General features: G+C 40.6%; 17 protein-coding genes. 1 reads left to right on the plus strand and 16 read right to left on the minus strand.

What is annotated here, in order from left to right; all coding sequences use genetic code 11:
• Window positions 1–131: 131 nt before the first annotated feature.
• The 16 genes from RCP16_RS16065 to RCP16_RS16140 all read right to left on the minus strand — a co-directional run bounded on the left by RCP16_RS16065 (window position 132) and on the right by RCP16_RS16140 (window position 18,011).
• Window positions 132–1,166 carry a glycoside hydrolase family 88/105 protein gene (locus RCP16_RS16065; protein WP_273593132.1) on the minus strand — a complete coding sequence of 345 codons (1,035 nt, stop codon included), beginning with the start codon at window positions 1,164–1,166 and terminating at the stop codon, window positions 132–134.
• Window positions 1,167–1,254: 88 nt separating this feature from the next.
• Window positions 1,255–2,550 (minus strand): rhamnogalacturonan acetylesterase, encoded by a 1,296-nt coding sequence (locus RCP16_RS16070; RefSeq protein ID WP_308640803.1) that lies wholly within the window; start codon window positions 2,548–2,550, stop codon window positions 1,255–1,257.
• A gap of 76 nt (window positions 2,551–2,626) precedes the next feature.
• Window positions 2,627–3,532 carry a carbohydrate ABC transporter permease gene (locus RCP16_RS16075; RefSeq protein ID WP_083243647.1) on the minus strand — a complete coding sequence of 302 codons (906 nt, stop codon included), beginning with the start codon at window positions 3,530–3,532 and terminating at the stop codon, window positions 2,627–2,629.
• A gap of 2 nt (window positions 3,533–3,534) precedes the next feature.
• Entirely contained in the window at window positions 3,535–4,443 is a 909-nt protein-coding gene (locus tag RCP16_RS16080) for a carbohydrate ABC transporter permease (protein ID WP_069329402.1), read from the minus strand.
• Between the two features lie 115 nt (window positions 4,444–4,558).
• Window positions 4,559–5,851 (minus strand): ABC transporter substrate-binding protein, encoded by a 1,293-nt coding sequence (locus RCP16_RS16085; protein ID WP_069329403.1) that lies wholly within the window; start codon window positions 5,849–5,851, stop codon window positions 4,559–4,561.
• 541 nt (window positions 5,852–6,392) lie between these two features.
• Window positions 6,393–7,952 carry a response regulator transcription factor gene (locus RCP16_RS16090; protein WP_308640804.1) on the minus strand — a complete coding sequence of 520 codons (1,560 nt, stop codon included), beginning with the start codon at window positions 7,950–7,952 and terminating at the stop codon, window positions 6,393–6,395.
• Entirely contained in the window at window positions 7,945–9,708 is a 1,764-nt protein-coding gene (locus RCP16_RS16095) for a sensor histidine kinase (RefSeq protein WP_308640805.1), read from the minus strand. The genes RCP16_RS16090 and RCP16_RS16095 overlap by 8 nt, the downstream gene beginning before the upstream one ends.
• A gap of 233 nt (window positions 9,709–9,941) precedes the next feature.
• Complete coding sequence (locus RCP16_RS16100) at window positions 9,942–10,847, minus strand: alpha/beta hydrolase family protein (RefSeq protein WP_371748110.1); 906 nt, start codon at window positions 10,845–10,847, stop codon at window positions 9,942–9,944.
• Between the two features lie 121 nt (window positions 10,848–10,968).
• Window positions 10,969–12,243: a stalk domain-containing protein gene (locus RCP16_RS16105; RefSeq protein ID WP_308640806.1), complete on the minus strand. Its 1,275-nt coding sequence runs from the start codon at window positions 12,241–12,243 to the stop codon at window positions 10,969–10,971.
• A 127-nt stretch (window positions 12,244–12,370) separates the two neighbouring features.
• Window positions 12,371–12,640, minus strand: coding sequence for a hypothetical protein (locus RCP16_RS16110; RefSeq protein WP_069329408.1), 270 nt, complete (start codon window positions 12,638–12,640; stop codon window positions 12,371–12,373).
• Between the two features lie 135 nt (window positions 12,641–12,775).
• On the minus strand, window positions 12,776–13,648 hold the full coding sequence (locus RCP16_RS16115; protein ID WP_083243679.1) for an inositol monophosphatase family protein: 873 nt from the start codon (window positions 13,646–13,648) through the stop codon (window positions 12,776–12,778).
• 47 nt (window positions 13,649–13,695) lie between these two features.
• Complete coding sequence (gene uvsE, locus RCP16_RS16120; protein WP_308640807.1) at window positions 13,696–14,697, minus strand: UV DNA damage repair endonuclease UvsE; 1,002 nt, start codon at window positions 14,695–14,697, stop codon at window positions 13,696–13,698.
• A 92-nt stretch (window positions 14,698–14,789) separates the two neighbouring features.
• The gene (locus RCP16_RS16125) at window positions 14,790–15,107 is read right to left on the minus strand and encodes a hypothetical protein (protein ID WP_069329411.1); all 318 of its coding nucleotides are present in this window, start codon (window positions 15,105–15,107) and stop codon (window positions 14,790–14,792) included.
• A 251-nt stretch (window positions 15,108–15,358) separates the two neighbouring features.
• Complete coding sequence (locus tag RCP16_RS16130) at window positions 15,359–16,450, minus strand: D-alanine--D-alanine ligase (protein WP_273593126.1); 1,092 nt, start codon at window positions 16,448–16,450, stop codon at window positions 15,359–15,361.
• Between the two features lie 129 nt (window positions 16,451–16,579).
• On the minus strand, window positions 16,580–16,879 hold the full coding sequence (locus RCP16_RS16135) for a chorismate mutase (protein WP_137225978.1): 300 nt from the start codon (window positions 16,877–16,879) through the stop codon (window positions 16,580–16,582).
• A gap of 157 nt (window positions 16,880–17,036) precedes the next feature.
• On the minus strand, window positions 17,037–18,011 hold the full coding sequence (locus tag RCP16_RS16140; RefSeq protein ID WP_069329414.1) for a glycoside hydrolase family 5 protein: 975 nt from the start codon (window positions 18,009–18,011) through the stop codon (window positions 17,037–17,039).
• A 675-nt stretch (window positions 18,012–18,686) separates the two neighbouring features.
• Between RCP16_RS16140 and acnA the strand changes: the two genes are divergently transcribed.
• On the plus strand, window positions 18,687–21,416 hold the full coding sequence (gene acnA / locus RCP16_RS16145) for an aconitate hydratase AcnA (protein WP_069329415.1): 2,730 nt from the start codon (window positions 18,687–18,689) through the stop codon (window positions 21,414–21,416).
• The last annotated feature ends 74 nt before the right edge of the window (window positions 21,417–21,490 follow it).

Raw genomic sequence — 21,490 nt, forward strand, 5'->3', positions numbered from 1 at the left:
AAGATAAACACGCTGTTCTTATACAAAGAGCAGCGTGTTTTTTTATATCTTATTTATGGAGCTGACAAGTCTACTTAACGTGATATCTTATCCCTTTTTTCGAGACAACTATCTATACGATAGCAAACGATTTAACCAAACACATCTTCTTTGGTTCGTACCAGTTGAGCTAGAAAAGCTAAACCTAATCCTTGTCCCCAACCTTGAATACGTTTGGCTGGCACTTTGCGGTAGCCGTCGATATCGTTCATGACAGCCGTCCCTGCGGATACACCTGTGATGGTGCCGTCTTCTTTGATTTTGGATAGAATGCCATCTATCGCTTTTTGCGTATATTTATTATACAGTCTGCCTTGCAATAACAACGCTGTCGCAATACCGGCAGAACCTGATGTTTCTAGATAAGACGTCTCATCTGTCAGTACAGTATGCCATAACCCTTCTGGCGATTGCAGACGCACCAGAGCACTTAGTTGATCTCGTAGAGAACCATCGATAATCATATAGGATGGATGTTGCACCGGAATAAATTTGAGTGCTTTTGCCATCGTGAGTGCTGCCCATGAATTGCCACGTGCCCAGTACATGCCTGACATATGATGCTGATTCACATGATCCCAACCATGATAATACAGATTGGTATCGTTATCTTGCAAAAACTCTTCATGTCCGTGATACTGCTTCAAGCCATCTTCAATATATTTTTCATTGCCTAACAAATGACCAATCCGCAACAAATAATAACCCGCCATAAACATCGTATCTACCCATGCTTGCTGTGGAAATACATCTGTCAGCGAATTAACGGTATGCTGGAAAATACCATCTGCGAAGCGCTCTGCTTTGCTATCGAGAAATTCTGCCATTTCTTTCGCAATATCCAAATACTTCTCTTCACCTGTTGCTTCATATAACGTTAGCAAACAGTGACCGATCGAGACGCCATTAACCGATAACTGTGGTAGTCCTTCTTCGATCTGTTCATCGATCCAGATTTTGAGTTTGTCCAAGTATTCCTTTTTGCCAGTCGCTTCATAGGCTTCACATATACCATAAAAAGCCACACCACCCGGCCAATCCCAACGGAAATCCATATTAAATGTACGTTCAACGACGCGATCTATCACATCACGGATATGTTGTTCATCAAATTGTAATGCAGGCATAATATAATCATCCTTTCGCTATCACTTATAGAGTTATGATCAGAAATCGGAATATTCTTATTACAGAATAGCTAGATCAGCATGTAGGTTAGCGTAAATACATCAATAAAGGTTGAATCGCTAGCTCACGAATACGTTCAGCAACCAATTGGGCAACTTGAAATGCACCTTGTTCTTGAAAATGCGTATTGTCTTCCATCCCATCAGGAAAATGGATATATTCTCCCGGATACAACCATACGAATAACGACTTGCTTTGTTCTTCACCCAACGACTCTAATAGCATCTTGGTCTGCTCTGCTAGATCAATTAGGGGTACTTGCTGTTCTATCGCTAATTCTTTGACAGCTACAATATAATCGCCATGTGTATCCATAAGGAATCCATTGGCATCAAAGTAACGCCGACTTACCGGTGTGATTAAGATTGGGTTAGCTCCTTTAGTGCGAGCGACTTCGATATATTGCAATAAATAATCTTTGTATGTTGTAAATGGTTCTGTACCACGCGCAGGATCATTCTTTTCATCATTATGACCGAATTGAATCAACAGAAAATCACCTGCTTTGAGCTGATCTGCAATGATAGTCAGTCGTCCTTCATCAATAAAGCTTTTGGAACTACGACCGGATATCGCATGATTATCTACACACACATCATGTTTGAATAGTGCAGGCAACATTTGCCCCCAACCCGCATAAGGAGCGCCGCCTTCCTTCTGATCGGTTACAGTAGAATCTCCTGCGATAAATAGTTTGAGCACTTGAGGTACTGCTGTAATCTCTACCGCATTTAGACGTGGCGCTTTGCCACTGATATGCAGTTGCAATTTATTGTCGATCACAGGAACGGTAAATAATTTACTGATCCACTGCCCTGGCAACGTGTCGATAGGCGGTAACATCAACTTGTCTGCTCCACATTTGATAATCGTATGGGTAGCCGCTTGTTCATCTCCCACCATGATCTGGATCTGATATGTACCATTAGGTAGATCAGTTATAAATGAAGTCCCTAGCGGAATACAGAAACTACTTTTCAAATGATCGGTAGTCATGACACTCTGGTCTGTACGGTTGTAATGACTGTACATAGCGCTTCGTTCTCGTCCATATACTCTTTCTGGATGTGCAAATCCATAAGACCCTTTAGTCTGTTCATTCTCCTCGTACCGATCATCAGGAGACACAGCGATATAACCGGGAGTGACTTCTCCCGGTCCAAAATCATATCGCAATGGTGCAGGTAACGGTTCAGGCACTGAAAGATCAGATGTAGATGAAATAGGGATAGAGGACGATTCACCTAATGCTGCGTTGGCATCGCCACCTTCTGTTATCCGCCATGGTTCTGTAGAAGTATGAGTGGTTGATTGATCATTCATTGGTTCCACCATCCTTGCCTAGATCGCTTTGATCCTGAATTGCTACAGTATTGTGTATACTTTGTTGTCGTTAAAATTATCCTTTGATTCCGCTAGAACTAATCCCTTCAACGATATGTCTTTGGAAAGCGAAGAAGATTGCAACAACAGGTAGTAAGCTGACAATCGACATCGCAAACATCGCACCCCAGTTAGAAGACGATTCGCTATCTAAAAACATTTTCAGACCCATAGAGACTGTATATTTATCCGGTGAATTCAAGTACAATACCGGACCGAGTAAATCTTCCCAACGCCAGTAAAAGGAGAAAATCGCTGCTGTAGCTAGCGAAGACTTAATCAATGGCAAAATGATCTGTATAAATAAACGGAATTTACCACAGCCATCAATCGTTGCCGCTTCATCCAAATCTTTAGGAATCGTACGGATAAACTGTACCATTAAGAAAATAAAGAATGGTGCTCCGAAAAACTGTGGAACGACAATTGGATAGATACTGTTCAACCATCCTAATTTGGTGAAAATAATATATTGTGGAACTAGCACGACATCATGAGGCAACATCAAAGTAACCATCATAATCGCAAACCAGAAGTTCCGACCTTTAAAATTTAAGCGAGCAAATCCAAAGGCAATCACAGCAGACGATAAGACAACGCCGACCGTAGAGATCACTACAATCACCAGTGAATTCCACATATAATGTCCGAAAGAATAACCGCCGACACCTTTCCAGCCCGTAATATAGTTATCCCACATCCACTGTGCGGGTAATAGTGTATTGGCTGTTGCAAAGATCGTACGGCTTTCTTTGAATGAACTTAGTAACATCCAAGCAATCGGATACATCATTAAGACAGCGAGTAAACCGACAAAAATATGATAGATGGGCCATTTGATTTTGCGCCAGAACCAACCTTTTTGCGCTCGTGTACTGCTGATGACATTGTATTCTGGGATAGACGCTTTACGTTCAGCCATAATTAACGCCCTCCCCCTTCAGATTCATAGAACACCCACATTTTAGATGTTTTGAATAATACAAATGTTAGAATACCGATAAAGATCAACATTACCCATGCCATTGCAGCGGCATAACCCATATTGTTGAACATAAATGCCTGACGGAATAAATACAGTGAATACAACATGGTTCCATCCAGTGGTCCGCCTTCTCCTTTAGAAATCACATAGGCAGGTACGAATGTCATAAATGCACTAATCGTCTGCATAATCAGGTTAAATAAAATGACCGGACTCAGTAATGGCAATGTTATATTCAGAAATTTGCGTACAGGTGAAGCGCCATCGACACTAGCGGCTTCATACATTTCCGGTGAAATATTTTTCAAGCCAGCAAGGAAAATCAACATCGATGATCCAAATTGCCATACTGATAACGTAATCAGCATACCTAGAGCAGCTGTAGCATTACCAAACCAGTTTACAGGTGCCGCACCGAACGCCATCAAGAAATGGTTGACGATCCCTTGCTCACTAAAAATATTACGCCACATAATAGATACGGCTACACTCCCACCAATAATCGATGGTAAATAATAAATCGTCCGATATGTACCCACCATCCGTGATGCTGTATTCAGCACCATCGCAACAAATAAAGCAAAAGCTAATCGTAATGGAACACCTACAAATACATAATAGATCGTGACTCTCACCGAGTTCCAATACTTCGGATCATTGGTAAACATTTTTTCGAAATTACCAAGTCCTATCCAGCGTGGCGAAGTAAACAAGTTATAGCTTGTAAAAGACAGATAGAGCGATATAAACATGGGAATCAAAGTAAAAGCCAGAAAGCCAATAATAAAAGGACTAATAAAAGCATATCCGGTCAAATTGGTTTTTAAAGACTCATTACGTATAGCCATAAGCGTTCGCACCTCCTCAGATCGTTGAGATTTTGAGAGATAAGGGTGAACCGGGTGGAGAATTATCCAACGTCCGGTTCACTTTCTCTACATGTATCAGCTAACGAGTGCCATATTAAGGTTGATTGTTTGACAAAATCGCATTAGCATCTGCACGAAACTTCGGTGCGACTTCAGCAGCGGTTGCTTGTCCAAAGTTAATTTGCTCCACGTAATCGGTTAGTGCTGCAATAATCTCAGCAGATCCTACAGGTGGTGGCGGGCTCATAGGCGAACTAATTGGTTCCATTTTGGCAACAAAATCAAATACTTGTTTCTCTGTTTCACTGAGTTCTGGTGCCACTGCTTTTTTCACAGCCGCAGAGATCGGTACACCACGCTCACCTTTGATCAATTTATTCGCATCTTGATTGTTGATCCAAAAGTCGATAAATTTAGCTGCTTCGTCTTTGGATTGTGAACTTTTCGCTACAGCCCAGTACATACTTGGTTGCATATAAATTCCTTTTTCCATATCCGGCCCTACCATAGGAGCAAGCTCCATCGGACGATTCACAACACGCTGTAACGCTACGAATTGATTCGACCATTGCCAGATCCCGATACCTGTACCTTTTACAATATCCGACTCTTCTAGAATCCCTTTAGTCTGGTTCAATTTCTCTTGGGAAGGGACTGCACCTTCTTTGATCAGCTCTGCTAACATTCCGAAGAATTCAGTGAATAGCGCATCATCTTCATATCCAAGTGCGGTTCCTTCTGCATTGTAAAGCGATTGACCTTTGGTACGTAAAAAGTAGTTAAAGAAAATATCTGCTGCCATCGAACTATCAAAGTAAATTCCTTTGTCTTTTGCTTTAAGCGCAATTTCTTTATATTGATCCCATGTCCAATTGTCTGGAATTTCATTGATTCCTGCTTTTTTCAAAATCGCTGGATCATATTGGAATCCTAAAACGTTAACCCCTGTTGGCATACCGTATTGTACGCCACCAATCACACCTGTTTTAAGTACGTTTTCAGTCACATCATCGACTTTAATTTTACTGCCTAAGTAAGGGGTCAAGTCTTCCAATTGTCCATTTTTAGCATATTGGCTAATATAAGATACATCCATTTGCATAATATCTGGCAATTGATTAGCCGCTGCTTGTGGCGCTAGCTTTTTCCAATAATCGTCAAAAGAAGCATATTCGATATCGATATTCACACCTGGATTTTGCTCTTTATACATATCAATAATTTTTTGTGTATATTCATGTCTAGTGTCTGATCCCCACCAGGCAATACGAAGCGTTTTGCCATCTGTACCTCCACTCGCATTACTACCTCCGCTACCTGAATTACCGCAAGCTGTGATAAAAAGTAGAATAGTAACCATGAATAACAGTGCTGTTTTTTTTCTCATTATATTCTCCCCTTTCGTTAATCAAACAGATGATGGCTGTTCATATTGCTCAAAATAAGTAAGTAGAATACGATGATACTCCTTTTTGTTAACGCTTACATTTAAGTGATACCTTCATTTTCGCAGATGAAAGATCACAAATGAATACACAAATCCGATGTGATCGTGTAAAAAACAGAGTAGTCTGAATTTCTGCTAAGACGGATATTTGTATAAAAATGACTGAGTTTACGGTATAAAGTGGCTTTCGCTACGATCATCATCTTATTCTTGTCGTCGCTTGTTGTACTGAACTCCCTTGAATAACCGCTATGCGGTAGGGAGTTTAGTACAAAGGCGAGCGCTTCGCTCTTTCAGAATATGATGATGCTCTTCGCTTGTGCGTTGAGGTACTGTAAATTTGATTTAAGTCAAAATAAAAAGCGACAATCAAAAGTCGCTTTTTATTTTGAGGTATGTTGTACGATATTTTACTATTAATGTATTTTGATGATTTATTTCGTTGTTGATTATCATATTTAATGTATTTTTAGAAATGAGTTTACTCTTCACTTTTCCGATATTCGGTTGGGGTCATGCCTGTCCATTTTTTGAATACTTGACTGAAATACTGAGAGTTGCCACCGAATCCGAATAGTTCGGCGAGTTCGAATACTTTTACATCTCCACTACGACGAATATGATCGGTTGAGCGTTCAATTCGATAACGATTGACATAATGAGAGAAATTATCGCCGGTTACTTTTTTGAAAATCTTACCGAGGTAATCAGGGTTCATATAGAGCATCTGATTGGCGACACCGTTAAGTGATAATTCAGCACTGGTATAATTTTGTTCGATGATCTGGATCATTTTATTGACGACCGAAGATTGACGATTCACATTGCTCTTATAGTAACTCATCGTTAAGTAAGCCGCCGCTTCTTGCACAAATTCATGCAATCCAGTCAGTGTATCTACCATTGCCAGTTCTGCCATTCGGCTGGTAAATAAAGATCGTTCTTCTGGTAAGCATAAGCGAATCATAACGGCATACAATTGCAACACATACGAGCGGGTGACTCCAATATCATGTCTCCACTCCGCTAAAGTTACAAATAAGCGGTCAATTTCCGCAGTCACTTCTTCCATTTGCCCTGATTTGATTAACAGTGTGAATGCTTCTTCATCCAGTTCAAAAGAAGTACTGTCTTTCTGATCGGCTAATGCTAGATCGGACTTGGTAATAATACTGCCCTCGCCTACATAGAAGCGATGATTCATACACTGTTGAGTATCCCGATACATACGACGTAATGAGATCATATAATCCGGTTCACTGAGAGCGATTGTTACTTCTAATTTGTAAAAGCCTGCAAAGACATTCTGTACATGTTCCAGATCACTAATCAGCTTCGAGATCGAAGTAGGATCATCTAATAAAAGAAGTAATTCATCTTGCATATGAATCGTTGTGCCCATCAACACGCCATCCAATAGATCATCCGCGATATTTTTCAGTGCAAATAAATGTTCATATTCATGAGATTCTTCGACACGCATCAAAGCCATACGTACTGGACGATCACGTAGATTGAGATGAAACAGTTGCTCATAATAATCGAGATCACGTACACCGTACATTTTATTCGCAATAAATTCTTTCAGAAATTGTTCTTTCACTTGTGGCAACATACGTGTGAATTGTTCTTTCATACTGTTTACGAATTGATCCCGTTCATGTTCAACCTCACGTTCGGATAATAATTCACTGATCGCTTCTTGAATCTGACGTTCGTTGCAAGGCTTAACCAGATAATGCTTCACCCCGTATTGCATCGCTCTACGTGCATAATCAAAGTCTTTATGACCGGACAACATAATAAACCGTACATCTGGAAATGATGCATGTGTCTTCGCTACAAGTCCAATCCCATCCAATCCCGGCATCGAAATATCACTGATCACGATATCCGGACAATTCGCTTGAATCTGTTCATACGCTTCCAGTCCATTACGAGCCGTACCGATCAATTCGGTTCCACTTTCTTGCCAGTTCACAACCTGTGATATTCCTTCTAAGATCATCCGTTCATCATCCACTAACAATACTTTATACATCTTGCGCTTCCCCTCTTTCATAAGGAATACGAATATGAAAAGCAGTAATCACACCGGGTAGACTTTCAATTTCCATCCCATACTCTGAGCCAAATGTTAGCCGAATCCGTTCGATAATATTACTGAGTCCAATCCCTTCACCACGTGTCTGTACTTGTCCGCTATGCAGACGTTCTAGAAATTCAGCCGTCATCCCGGGCCCATCGTCTTCGACACTGATATAAAGTACATCTTCTTCATGCCTAGCTACAATCCGAATATGACATACGTTCACACTGGGTTCCAACGCATAATGAATCGCATTCTCGATCAGTGGTTGTAAAGTAAGCTTGGGAATAAGCGCATCTTTGAGATCGTCAGGGATATCGACTTCAAAATGTAATCGTTCTTCAAATCGCATCTGCTGAATCGTGACATAACTATAGACGATATCAAGTTCACGTCCTAACGGGATCAACTTTTCGCTCATATTCACAGAACTGCGTAACAGAAAACCTAAAGCTTCGACCATTTCAGAGATTTTGGATTGTTTATTTACTTTTGCCATCCAGTTAATAGATTCTAAGGTGTTGTATAGAAAATGGGGATTGATCTGTGCTTGTAATGCTTTGAGTTCAGTCTCACGAATGATAAGCTGTTTGGCATAATTTTCATCGATTAATTCACTGATTCGCCGTAACATACGATTAAAGGTACGGTGCAATAATCCGACTTCTGTCTGCGAGCCTTCGGGTACAGGCCCCAGTGTTAATTCTTCCAAACGATCCAGATTACCGGTCTCTACCGTTCTCATTTTCTGCAATAAACGTTCCATCGGTCTTGTAATACTGCGAGATAATCGTGTGCCGAAAGCTAATCCTAATAAAAAGATAGCGATAAAAATAATAGTCACCAGACGCTTCATCCATGTAATTCGTTCGAACATCGGGTCAAAAGGAGTCATATGCAAATACGTCCAGCCCGTGTAAGGCGATTGAATCCGAGCGGAAAAATACCCGCCTTCCGGCAAGTTCACTACACCATATGGCTGATTGCGACTCAGTTCTTGGTTAATCTCTGTTTCACTAAATGATAATTTCTCAGGATACACAATCTCTTGATGATCTGCGATCACCAGTGTGCTCCCTGCTGACTGATGAACCTGTTTATCGACGATCCGGTCGATCCGAATACGGATAATAACTGTACCTAGATTTTTCAGTGTGAAGGTTGATCCGGTAAATGCTTTGAATTGCCGCACTGCCAACAATGAAGATTTGCCACCAACATACCAAGCATTCGCTCCATTATTCTGGTCTGCCAATGTTGTTAGATCGGTTCGTAATTCAGCCGGTATGCCTTCCCGATTGCCTGCTGACATCACTTCGCCTTCTTTATCAATCACCATCATGGAGTATACAAAAGGTTCAGAACCCGCAAAAGCGATCAAGCGATTGGTCAGCTTTTTGCGTAATACATTTTTTTGATATACCGAATTAGTCTGTTCCAGTTCTGTTAAGTACCGCTGTAATTGCTCGTCTGTGACAACTTTGAATGATAAATGCTCCATATCTTTCAGTTGATTTTCGATTCCGACCGAAGACATATTGAGTAGTTCAGAAGTCTTCTCATACATTTGGCTATCATACGTTTCATACAAATTACTGAGTACCAGTGCATAAAAAGCAAAGCTTCCTAACAACAACACAGAGATAAGTAGCAACATTTTTCGATGAATACCTAGATTATTGTAAGCGCTTTTAATTCTGGTAAACATAAGAATAGTCTCCACCTTTGCTACCCCTTAGTATTTACACTTTTAATGATAACGTTTACATTTTTATTAATTAAATTCCAATTCCTGTATGTTTATTATAGCGTGAATACTCCAAAATTTCAGTATATGTTTATAAATACCAAGTTTTACAATCGTATATAGCAAAAAATAACCTCTTTTGAGCCTCAGAGGTTATTTGATATGATCTAGTTTAATACACTATAGTTTACATTTTACTTAAGCGTATTTGCTTGAAGAAAGTTTAATATATCGCTATTTAGGATCTCATGAAAATCGGTACGATTAAATCCGGCAGGATCTTGAGAAGGAGGAAAAGCTGGATTTTTCATCGCTTCAGGAAAAGGACTAAGAAATGAAAAATGTCCTGCATTTTGAATCGTTCGATATTCAACTTGTTGAGGATATGCTACTCCATGTAAAACAATTTGAGCGTGAAAATAAGGAGTATACTGATCTTGCTCAGCATCTAGCATCAGAATAGGTATATCTACATTTTTCAATGCTCCTTCTTCTCGAAACCATACCGATGCAGGTGCTAATAATACAAGTGATTGAATTCGGTGATCTGAAGTTACTTCTATCGGATGTTCGGTTTGATCTGGAGACTCATGGTCAAATGAAGTCGGTAACCCACCTGCTACAGCTAATGCTGTGTACCCTCCCAAAGAATGACCAATTAAAGATATGTGATCAAACTGTACCACTTTTTGAAATACATTATTCTCACAAAACCAATCGATAGCTAGTCCAATATGTCTTGGTCTATGTGTAAGATTCTGTATCGTACCTTCCCATTGATTATTATTGCGATTATTGTAAAGATGCTCTGGCATGCCCACTACAAATCCACGACGTGCTAAATATTGAGCTAATGTACGATGTACCAAAGGGGACCCACTATTCCCATGGGAGATGATCACCAAAGGGAATGACATGTCTTCGATGGGGTCTGCATCTTTTGACAATTCTAATGTGTAGGGTCCGAGTGGTTTGATACATTCAGGACTTGTTGTCGGATACATAATCGTCATTGGCAAGGATACAGCTAATAATTTATCCTCTACTACCACCTGACGATATCCTGCATGATAACGATGGCTTATTTCTTTACTTTCCACATAACACCTTCCTTTTCGTATCTATTGCTATTCTAAAGTTAGTAGTTGCTTATTATGTATAGAGGGCTTATTTCTAAGAACCCTCTCTATTTGATTGCTAAATACGATGTTATTTATTCTATTATGATCTAATAAAGACAGCTTTCCAGCGAGCTACATACTGTACATTATAATCAAATGCTTGAGTGAGTACAGTTAAAGGCACATAGACTTTCTGCGTTCCTTTAGTCGTTTGTATAAAAGCACTATTATCTATCATTTGAGTAGCACCATTTACTTTGATTTGTTTACTATTTACTGGAATACTGATTTTGTTTTTGCCACTTTGGATCGTTGCTGTTTGTGTAGCATTCGACCAGTTGACTGTTGCACCCAAAGCTGTAGTGACATCTCGCAATGTAACATAGGTTTTGCCTTTACGAATCAGCGGAGCATATGCCGTTTGAAGGGGTTGCCCGTTGGTTACAATCACAGGAGTTGTTGATGTAGCAGATTGTCCTTTTATAAATGGAGTCCTATCCCCTTTACTTCCCCAGATCGTTTGTGCAAAAGTATGAGCAATCGCATCGTACCCTGTCTGATTCGGGTGAATATCTCCCTCTGCAATATGAGTCATAGCTAACTCTTTGCCCGGAAAATCTTTAGAAACATGAGCGACACGCACATCATATCCTTGAGCGACATAAGACTTTACAGTCTGATCAACAATCTGGCTAAATTGATTAGCCACTGTATTCAGTCCTGCATATAATTGAGTGCCTACTTCAGCAGGCATAGGTTGGTATTGATCCGCAACTACAATGACTGCTTTGGCATTGAGCGATGTTAATTGCTTCATAATATGATCGATATTGATTTTGTACTTTGTACCTACTTGATCTAGATTCAGACTGGAAATATCTTGTGGCAATTCATTCAGAGAACCCAATGCGTTCAGGAAATCGTTACCTCCAATCGTTACCGTAATCAGATCCGCTTGAGCAATATCTTTTTTCACCTGAATCGTACCTAGTGAATAGACGGCTCCGGGCAAATTAGCTTGAATATCATTCGTCGTGATCTTTGATCCTGCGGTAACTTCGCTTAAATAATTATCAAGTCCTGTGCTGGTTAATCCGAGGATGCTGTGGTTCTGAGATTGTACAGCACTACGGAATAACCCTTGTTCTGCGATTCGGGGTGCAAATCCATCATAATTAGTAGCTTTCACACCTGGCTCATATCCTGCTGTAATCGAATCGCCAAGAAAGACCATATGTGAAAAAGCACGCTTGGCATCTGGATTCTGACTTGAGGTGGCGGCATCCACTTGCGCTCCTCCTAGACCTACACTACTACCGACTAGACTGATTATTACCACCATCAAACCTAGTATTTGTTTATAATTCTTTTTCATTCCGTGCTTCATCCTTTCTATCTCTGGTTCTGTCTAGTAACTTCGATTGTTATTTACACCAAAAAAAGCTGTTATCTATTTTCCCTAAAGGGTGGTAGATAACAGCTCTTTACCCTGTATGATGTGATCAACGAGATTCAGTATCATCTGTTGACTCTGGGCGCTTGATTTTGTTCATGTATTCATCATAACGTCCATCGATTTCTTTCGCCATTTTGCGATATTGCATCGTTTCTTCAGCGATAGGATCAAGTGTAGTCTGAATACGAATCTCATACTTCGAAGGAATCATACGTCGCTCTCTAACCTCACGGTCTTCTTCTTGCATAAAGCCTTCTGTTAAACGTTCGGTTAGCTCGCGTTCTAATTCTTCGGCTGATTTCTCAGATGAGCTCATCTTGGTCACTCCTTTAACGATAATAATCGATTCGCCATAAGGACTTGGTATTTGTAATAAAGCTGGATAGTATGGTATTACCCCAAATCGTAGGGATGTTAATCGTTGTATACCACATGCTCCCGATTCAAATCATTACTTTTGAGCCGGAATATGTTGAAGCCCAGCATCGTGTAATTCAGTCATTAATTCTTGATGAATATGACCATTAGTGGCTAACACATTGCGCACAGCTAGATGGTAATCATCTCCTGAGATATCTCCAATTTGACCACCCGATTCAGTCACTAACAATGAACCTGCCGCCAAATCCCATGCGTTCAATCCAATTTCCCAGTACGCACTTAAGCGTCCTGCGGCAACATAAGCTAAATGTAATGCTGCTGAACCCCCATTACGAATACTACGTACTTTTGGTACAATCGCATTCAATCCACTCATATTCAGGCGCAATGATTCTCCTCGATCTGCTGGGAAACCTGTAGCGACCAAGCTTTCGCCCAGTGTAGCTTCTTGTGAAACTTTCATAAGATTACCATGCACATAAGCACCTTTACCTTTTTCGGCTACAAACAGTTCATCATGAGAAGGGTCATAGATGACACCGATGATTACTTCACCTTTGTGAGCAAGCGCAATCGATACACAAAAGTATGGGAAACCATGCACAAAGTTAGTCGTGCCATCAATTGGATCGACGATCCATACATATTCTGAATCTTTCACTGCATCAATCGCTTTGGCTGAAGCTGCTGCGCCTGCGCCCACACTTTCTTCTCCCAAAAATTCATCATCCGGGCAGTAGGTTAGAATAAGCTTACGAATCATCTGTTCTGCGCCTTTATCGACTTCAGTGACCAGATCTTGTGAAGAGACTTTAGTATTTAATTGTTTATAGTCACCTAGCTTGCTTTTGATCCATTCGCCTGTTTTGGACGCCGCATTAATAGCTACAGCTACTTTACTTTTTCCACTGACTACATAAGGTACTTTTTGTTGTTCTTCCATCATTTCATTCCCCCTGATTTCTGGAATCTACATCTACCTACATTATATCACGACAACACTTCTATACTTCCACCATCTATGATCCGTACTCCGTCATTTTCATACTTTGTCAAGTCACGCATTAATTGAAATAGTGCATGGTCTTTATGCTTCGCTTCAAGCATGACATCCAGATGAGAAGAAGTGCGTGCAGCGACTCTGAGGAAATCCAGTAAAGGACCTGCTTCTACACCATCTGCATGACTTCGACGATCGGTGTCGCTTTTAGGACTAGACGCATGAATTTTGGGTGGTAAGTGTATACCATCAGGCACATCGGTACGTGCTAATGGAGAATCCCATGTTTTGGCTACTTCTTCCCACCAATCGGAAGCTGGTTCTCCATGACAATTGACCATATGATGATGAATATCGAGCACCATCGGCAGACCGGTCTGCTGGGCTACTGCAAGCGTCTCGCCTGTGGTATAGGTTTTATCATCATTTTCTAGCGTGAGACGGCACTGAATCTCTGCACTCAAGCGACCAAAATGTTCTACAAATCGTGCCGCCGATGTAGGCTTGTCTCCATAAGCTCCGCCAATATGGATATTGTTCTTTGAACGAGCATCCAGCCCCATGGCTTTGAGCATATTCACATGGTATTGCAGATCACGAATCGAAGAGATCAGTACTTCCGGTCTTGGCGTGCTGAGTACAGTATAATGATCTGGATGAAACGATACTCGCAGGTCATGCTTACGCACATAGTCTCCGATCTCTGCAAAAGGTTCTGCCAACGCTTCAAACGGATTCCAATCGTGTAAATCGGTATGGGTCGCAAGCGGAATTAACTTGGATGAAAAACGGTACATCTGAATACCTTCAGCTACATTATGGCGTAACAAACGCAAGGTATTGTGTAAGTTAGTCGTAGCAATTTGTTCTAACAAACGCAAGCCTGCTTCACGATCAGGCAGTTTGCTGAATCTTGCCATTGTCATTGTTTTGGAAGGTGAAGAATCTGCGATCTCTAGTGACATCGCCACATATCCGAATCGTACAATCATAGGGTTCAAGTGCCTCCTCTAGTGTGATGTCCAAGGTGTATACAGAAGAAAAGCATTCGATCTAGTATGATTCTGTATGTGTATGATTAAACCTATTCTTGCTCTCCGAAAAACATTTCATGTGCAAGATCGGTCTGTACTCTTGCTTCTTCTTCTGTTAATTTGCGAACCAATTCAAGTTCTACGGCGGTGACTTCACGACCTTGGAAGTTGATTTCAGCGATAGACGCTGTGATTTTGACGATGGCAATCGCTACGTTTTTGGGTGTATAGGCGATTACTTTTTGTCCGGTTGGATAGACGCGAAATCCGCTTTTGAGCATTTTGCCTTTGCCGTATTCAAGCAGTTCGAGTAGTTCTTGTTCGTTTTTGAACTTGCATACGGAGTTAAATTCGGTTTGAAATCCCATGGCCATTGCTCCTTTCGAGTGGGCGGTGGTTGAGGTGAGGTACGGACGCTTCGGGGATAGGATGTTCTCGCCGTCGCTGTTAAGCTTCCGAAGTAGCTTTCAATGAAAGCTTGTAGCTCTTTCAGAACATTCTATCCCCTCCGCTAGAGGTACCTACACTTTTTCCACGCGGTTTAGTACATTTAATACCTTAAAAAAACCTTAGAGATGGGATGAAGCTAGTTTATTTTAGAATCATTGATGGTTGCTTACTATTCTCTTCCGTATTTCAGTTCATGGCGTTGGTTATAGCGATCTATACCTAGTGTGATCAGCTGATCCAATAGGTCTGGATAGGCTGTACCGGTTTCGCGCCATAGTAGTGGATACATGCTAAAAGCAGTGAATCCTGGCATAGTGTTGACTTCGTTGATAAAGATTTCGCCATCGCTACGGCGAACAAAGAAGTCGGCACGACATAGACCGTTTCCGTCGATAGCACGGAATGCGCGGATAGCGAGTTCGCGTAGATTTTCGGCAAGTTCGCTGTCGATTTCAGCAGGGATGACCATTTTGGATGTACCGTCGATATATTTAGCATCGTAATCATAGTAATCGCTAGTGGATACGACTTCGCCTGGAACCGAAGATAATGGCAATTCATTACCGAGTACGCCGACTTCAATTTCACGACCATCTACAGCTTCTTCAACGATCACTTTCAGGTCGTAACGTAAAGCATAGTCAACTGCTTTTTCCAGTTCATTACGGTCTTTAGCTTTGGAAATACCTACACTTGATCCGAGGTTCGCTGGTTTGACGAAGCACGGGTAGCCAAGATTGGTTTCGATCGTTGTCAAAATGTCGTATTGTTGCGTTTCCCACTCTTTTGCAATAAACGTTTCGTATTTACACTGTGGTAAATGAGCTTGAGCGAATAGCTTTTTCATAATCGCTTTATCCATACCTGTTGCAGAAGCAAGTACACCTGCACCAACATAAGGCATATCCATCATTTCAAAAAGACCTTGAATAGTACCATCTTCACCGTATGTACCATGAAGAAGTGGGAACAATACATCGATTTCGCTAGTTTGTCCGCTTAATTTTTTCCAAAGGATGCTCATCGCTTGTGAAGTGGCTTCTGCACCACCATCGATCTGTAAATCACTCAATTGGCTAGGCGCACCATGATACACTTCGCCCATATTCCAGCGTCCTTGCGGATCGATATAGATAGGCACTACATTATATTTGTTGTAATCAATCGCATTTAAAACAGAAAATCCAGTCTGTAAAGAAACTTCATGTTCTCCAGATTTACCACCATAAATCAAACCTACTGTTAATTTTGTTGCTGTCATTTCAGAACCCCCGTTAGTCATTGTACATATGAAAGCATGTGAATAAATGCTATTGTAAATGATCGTTATTATATAACCTGTATTCAGTATAAAGCTTGTAGAAAAACACTGCAAAAAAACTTTGTATGCTTATCTATTACTTGGATTGATTCGCTCATGTTCTTGTAGTTCATCTTCAATAAAACCGGCAATCATTGCTCGGTAGACCTTTTCTGCAATCGATGGATTTAATGCGTGTTCTACAGCCAGCTGACGAACTTTATGGATCACTGATTCAACTCTTGCGGGTGCTTTTACAGCATCTTTATCTTTTTTAAAAGCGGCTGCTTGCCTTACATACTGACTCCGTTCACTTAACAATTGAATGATGTGTTGATCCAATTGATCAATACTTTCCCTTACCTCATCTAAATTCTGACAATCTCTCATCTCTGCTCATCTCCTCTATTATCCTCTAGCTAGATCATTTCTAAATCTTGTTTCGTACTATTATAAATGTCTTCCTTATATTACCCAATACAAAATCAACAAAAAAGGCAACTGGACGATCCAGTTGCCTTCTTGTGATTCGCTATTACATATCGTTTTATTGATAAATTCCAGCTTTTTTCGAAGTCGCTTTGATACCATTCGGATCATTAACAACTACATTACCAGCACTTGTTAAGCTACCTGCGGGTCCATTGTTCAGATCAAGGTAAGATAGATCAGAGCTATTACCATACCATGACCATGCTAACCAACCGACTCCTTTTTGCTGACCGTATTTCATAATGGCATACTCATCCACATCTTCACCTTGATGGTATCCACCAAATTCACCGATGATTAGAGCCAGACCTTTATTGAGTACATTTTCCATATTTGCTTTGACTGTTGCATCGTCTTTACCTGCATATTGATACATATGGATCGAGAATACCGTATTCTTTTTAGAATCGGCTGCCAATACGGCTTGTCCATAATCTACGATGGATTGTGGATATTGTCCCCAACCAGCAGCATCAACGATGAGTGTATGATTGAGTCCAGCATTTCTTAATTTAGGAATAGCTTGCTTGTAGCCATTCGCCCAACCTTCACTATTCCATGAACCGTACCATTCGTTGGCAATATTGATAATGACTCGATCTTCTTTGCCGACTAGCGCATCTTTGATACTGATCCAGTAGTTCACAGCATTATTTAATTTGGCTACATCATCACTACCTGTCGCATCATGCACTTCCAAAACAGCGATCATTTTATATTGATTGACCAAAGCCAGAATATTTTTAACTGAGTTGATATCATCTTTGGTGTACTGTGTTCCATCGGATAATACAATACGTACTGTATTGGCACCTGTTTTGGCGATGGCTGGAATAGCAGCATTCAGATCGTTTTTAAACCAAGTGTGAGAATGATTGACCCCTCTCATCACAAAAGGCTTGCCTGTTGAATCATATAATTTGGTACCGCTTACATAAAATCCGGTAGCAGCAGATGATTTCGATACTCCTATCGTTACAACAACCAACATCATTGCCAATACCACCATCAAGCTTTTTCTCAACAACATATTATTCCTCCTCTGCTATTTTGAAAATAAGCTGTCTTCCGACTGTCCCCTGTAAATTATCACCAAACGTATTAAATTACAATATTTGTTTTAATTGTAATTATTCAATTAGGTGATGAATATGGTATTAATCTAATAGAGCGACTAATGAGCATAATTTAAAAGAAGTATATAATTTATTTTAATCCTTTTTTATAAAGGTATTTCAAATAAAAATATAACTATATAGAAGTAAAATGATCGTATAAAGTAACTCAATATGTTTATATGAGTGATCTCATTTTTGTCCTCTATATTCATAGCTATATTTGCACCTGATATGATATTTTCGGCTTAATTAGTCCAGTTACATCAAGTCATTTTCAAGATTGTCATCTTAACAAATTTCTTCCAAAAACATCTTTACTACCTCCCATGTAAACGGTATACTTAATACAAGAATTACTTTTTGAAATTGTGTTTCACTGTGTGAAACTATAAACATTTTTATCGTTCTCCATTTTGAATAATTCGATTTTAGTTGCTTAATAGTATAGAATAGTAATGAATTGAACCGTTTTCATTTCTAATTTTATCCAGCAAGCGTTTGAAGATCATTTGCCAAAATGTTGAGGATTTTTCCCTGTAACGCAAAATCCAAAAAGTAAGCCGTATTTTATTTGAGGAGGGGCATCTATGTCACCAAAAGATTCATTTTCTGTTGGCCGAGAACTGAAAGTGAGAGACCAGTCTTACCGTTATTACAGCCTTAATGCTTTAGCTGAAAAAGGTTATGAACACATTTCCAAACTTCCTTTCTCTATTCGTGTGCTACTTGAAGCCGCTGTTCGTCAATATGATGGACGTGCGATTACTGAAGAGCATGTGAAGCAACTTGCGAACTGGAGTGAAGGTCGCGAAGAGAAAGAAATTCCATTTATTCCTGCACGTATCGTGCTTCAGGATTTCACCGGTGTACCTGTAGTTGTTGATTTAGCCGCTATGCGTGATTTTGTTAAAAAATCAGGTGGCGATCCTAAACAGATCAATCCGCTAGTACCGGTTGACCTTGTTATTGACCACTCCGTTATGGTAGACGCATTCGGTACGCCTGATGCACTTGAATATAATATGAATATTGAATTTGAACGTAATGAAGAGCGTTACCGCTTCTTGCGTTGGGCACAAACAGCATTTGATAACTTCCGTGCTGTTCCACCAGCTACAGGTATTGTTCACCAAGTAAACTTGGAGTATCTTGCTTCTGTAGCAGCAACTCGTACCGTTGATGGCGAATTGCAAGTATTCCCTGATTCCCTAGTGGGTACAGATTCACATACTACAATGATCAACGGTCTAGGTGTTGTTGGTTGGGGCGTTGGTGGTATTGAAGCTGAAGCAGGTATGCTTGGACAACCGCTATACTTCGTTATGCCTGAAGTAGTTGGTTTCAAATTAACAGGTAGCTTGAGCGAAGGCGCAACAGCAACAGATTTGGCGCTTACTGTTACTCAAATGCTTCGTAAAAAAGGCGTTGTTGGTAAATTCGTAGAATTCTACGGTCCAGGCCTAAGCAATATCAGTCTTGCTGACCGTGCAACTGTAGCTAACATGGCTCCTGAGTACGGTGCTACTATTGGTTTCTTCCCTGTTGATGATGAGACTTTGTTCTATCTTCGCAACACAGGACGTGCTGATGAGCAAGTAGAATTGGTTGAAGCGTATTACAAAGCACAAAACATGTTCCGCACAGCAGAAACACCTGATCCAGTATTCTCAGATACGATTGAATTGGATCTAGCTTCTGTTGTACCAAGTCTTGCAGGACCTAAACGTCCACAGGATCGCATCGAATTGACTAATATGCAATCTAGCTACCGTAGTGCTGTTCGTACTCCTGTAGAAGCAGGCGGTTACGGATTGTCTGATGAGAAGATCGCTGAGAAAATCACAGTGAGTCATCCAAACGGTAAAACAACTCAAATGGGTGCTGGTGCAGTTGTTATTGCAGCAATCACCAGTTGTACGAATACATCTAACCCTAGCGTTATGCTTGGTGCTGGATTACTTGCACAAAAAGCAGTAGCTCGTGGATTGAAAGTGCCTAGTTATGTAAAAACAAGCTTAACTCCAGGTTCCTTGATCGTTACTGAATATCTGGCAAAAGCAGGCGTAGACAAAGATTTAGAAGCTCTTGGTTTCTATCTTGCAGGCTACGGTTGTGCAACATGTATCGGTAACTCCGGTCCATTGCCAGACGAAGTAGGACAAGCGATTGCAGATAACGATCTAACAGTTGCTTCTGTATTGTCAGGTAACCGTAACTTTGAAGGACGGATTCATGCTCAGGTGAAAATGAACTATCTAGCATCTCCTCCACTGGTTGTGGCTTATGCTCTTGCAGGAACAGTTGATATCGATCTACAAAACGATCCTATCGGTTATGATCCTACAGGTGAAGCTGTATACTTGAAAGATATCTGGCCTACAGCGAAAGAAATTCGCGATGCGATCGGCTTATCCATTTCTCCAGAAATGTTCCGTAGCCGTTATGAGCATGTATTTACAGCGAACAAACGTTGGAATGAAATTCCTGTACCAGAAGGCGAATTGTATGAGTGGGATGACAAATCAACTTATATCCAAAATCCGCCATTCTTTGAAAAACTGGCTGATGGTATGAAAGATATCGAAGATATTCGTAGCGCACGCGTGCTTGCACTACTTGGCGATTCGGTAACAACCGATCATATCTCACCAGCAGGTAATATCTCTCCTTCTTCACCAGCAGGCGAATACTTGAAAGAAAACGGTGTTGAGCGCAAAGACTTCAACTCTTATGGTTCCCGTCGTGGTAATCACCAAGTGATGATGCGCGGTACGTTCGCAAATATCCGTATTCGTAATCAGGTGGCTCCAGGTACAGAAGGTGGCGTAACTACTTACCTTCCTACTAATGAAGTCATGTCGATCTATGATGCATCGATGCGTTATCAAGAAGAAGGTCAGAACTTGATCGTTATCGCAGGTAAAGAATACGGTACAGGTAGTTCCCGTGACTGGGCTGCCAAAGGTACATTCTTGCTTGGCGTTAAAGCCGTTATCGCTGAAAGCTTTGAACGTATTCACCGTAGTAACTTGGTAGGTATGGGCGTATTGCCACTACAATTCCAAGAAGGTTACGGTTGGAGCAGTATGGGACTTAAAGGTACTGAGACTTTTGATATCATTGGTTTGAGCAACGATGTTAAACCAGGTGAACAAGTTACGGTCAAAGGTACTCGTGAAGACGGTACAACATTTGAATTCCAAGTAACGGCTCGTCTGGATAGTGCTGTTGATGTCGATTACTACCATAACAGTGGTATCTTGCAAACTGTACTTCGTCAAATGATGCAAAACACCAACAAAGGTGAAACGGTATAATATACTTTTATTTATAAAAAAGAATCCTTTTGTCCATTTTATATGGCGCAAGAGGATTCTTTTTTAGTTTCTAT

It is taken from the genome of Paenibacillus nuruki (assembly GCF_963311185.1).
Taxonomy (GTDB): Bacteria; Bacillota; Bacilli; order Paenibacillales; family Paenibacillaceae; genus Saccharibacillus; species Saccharibacillus nuruki.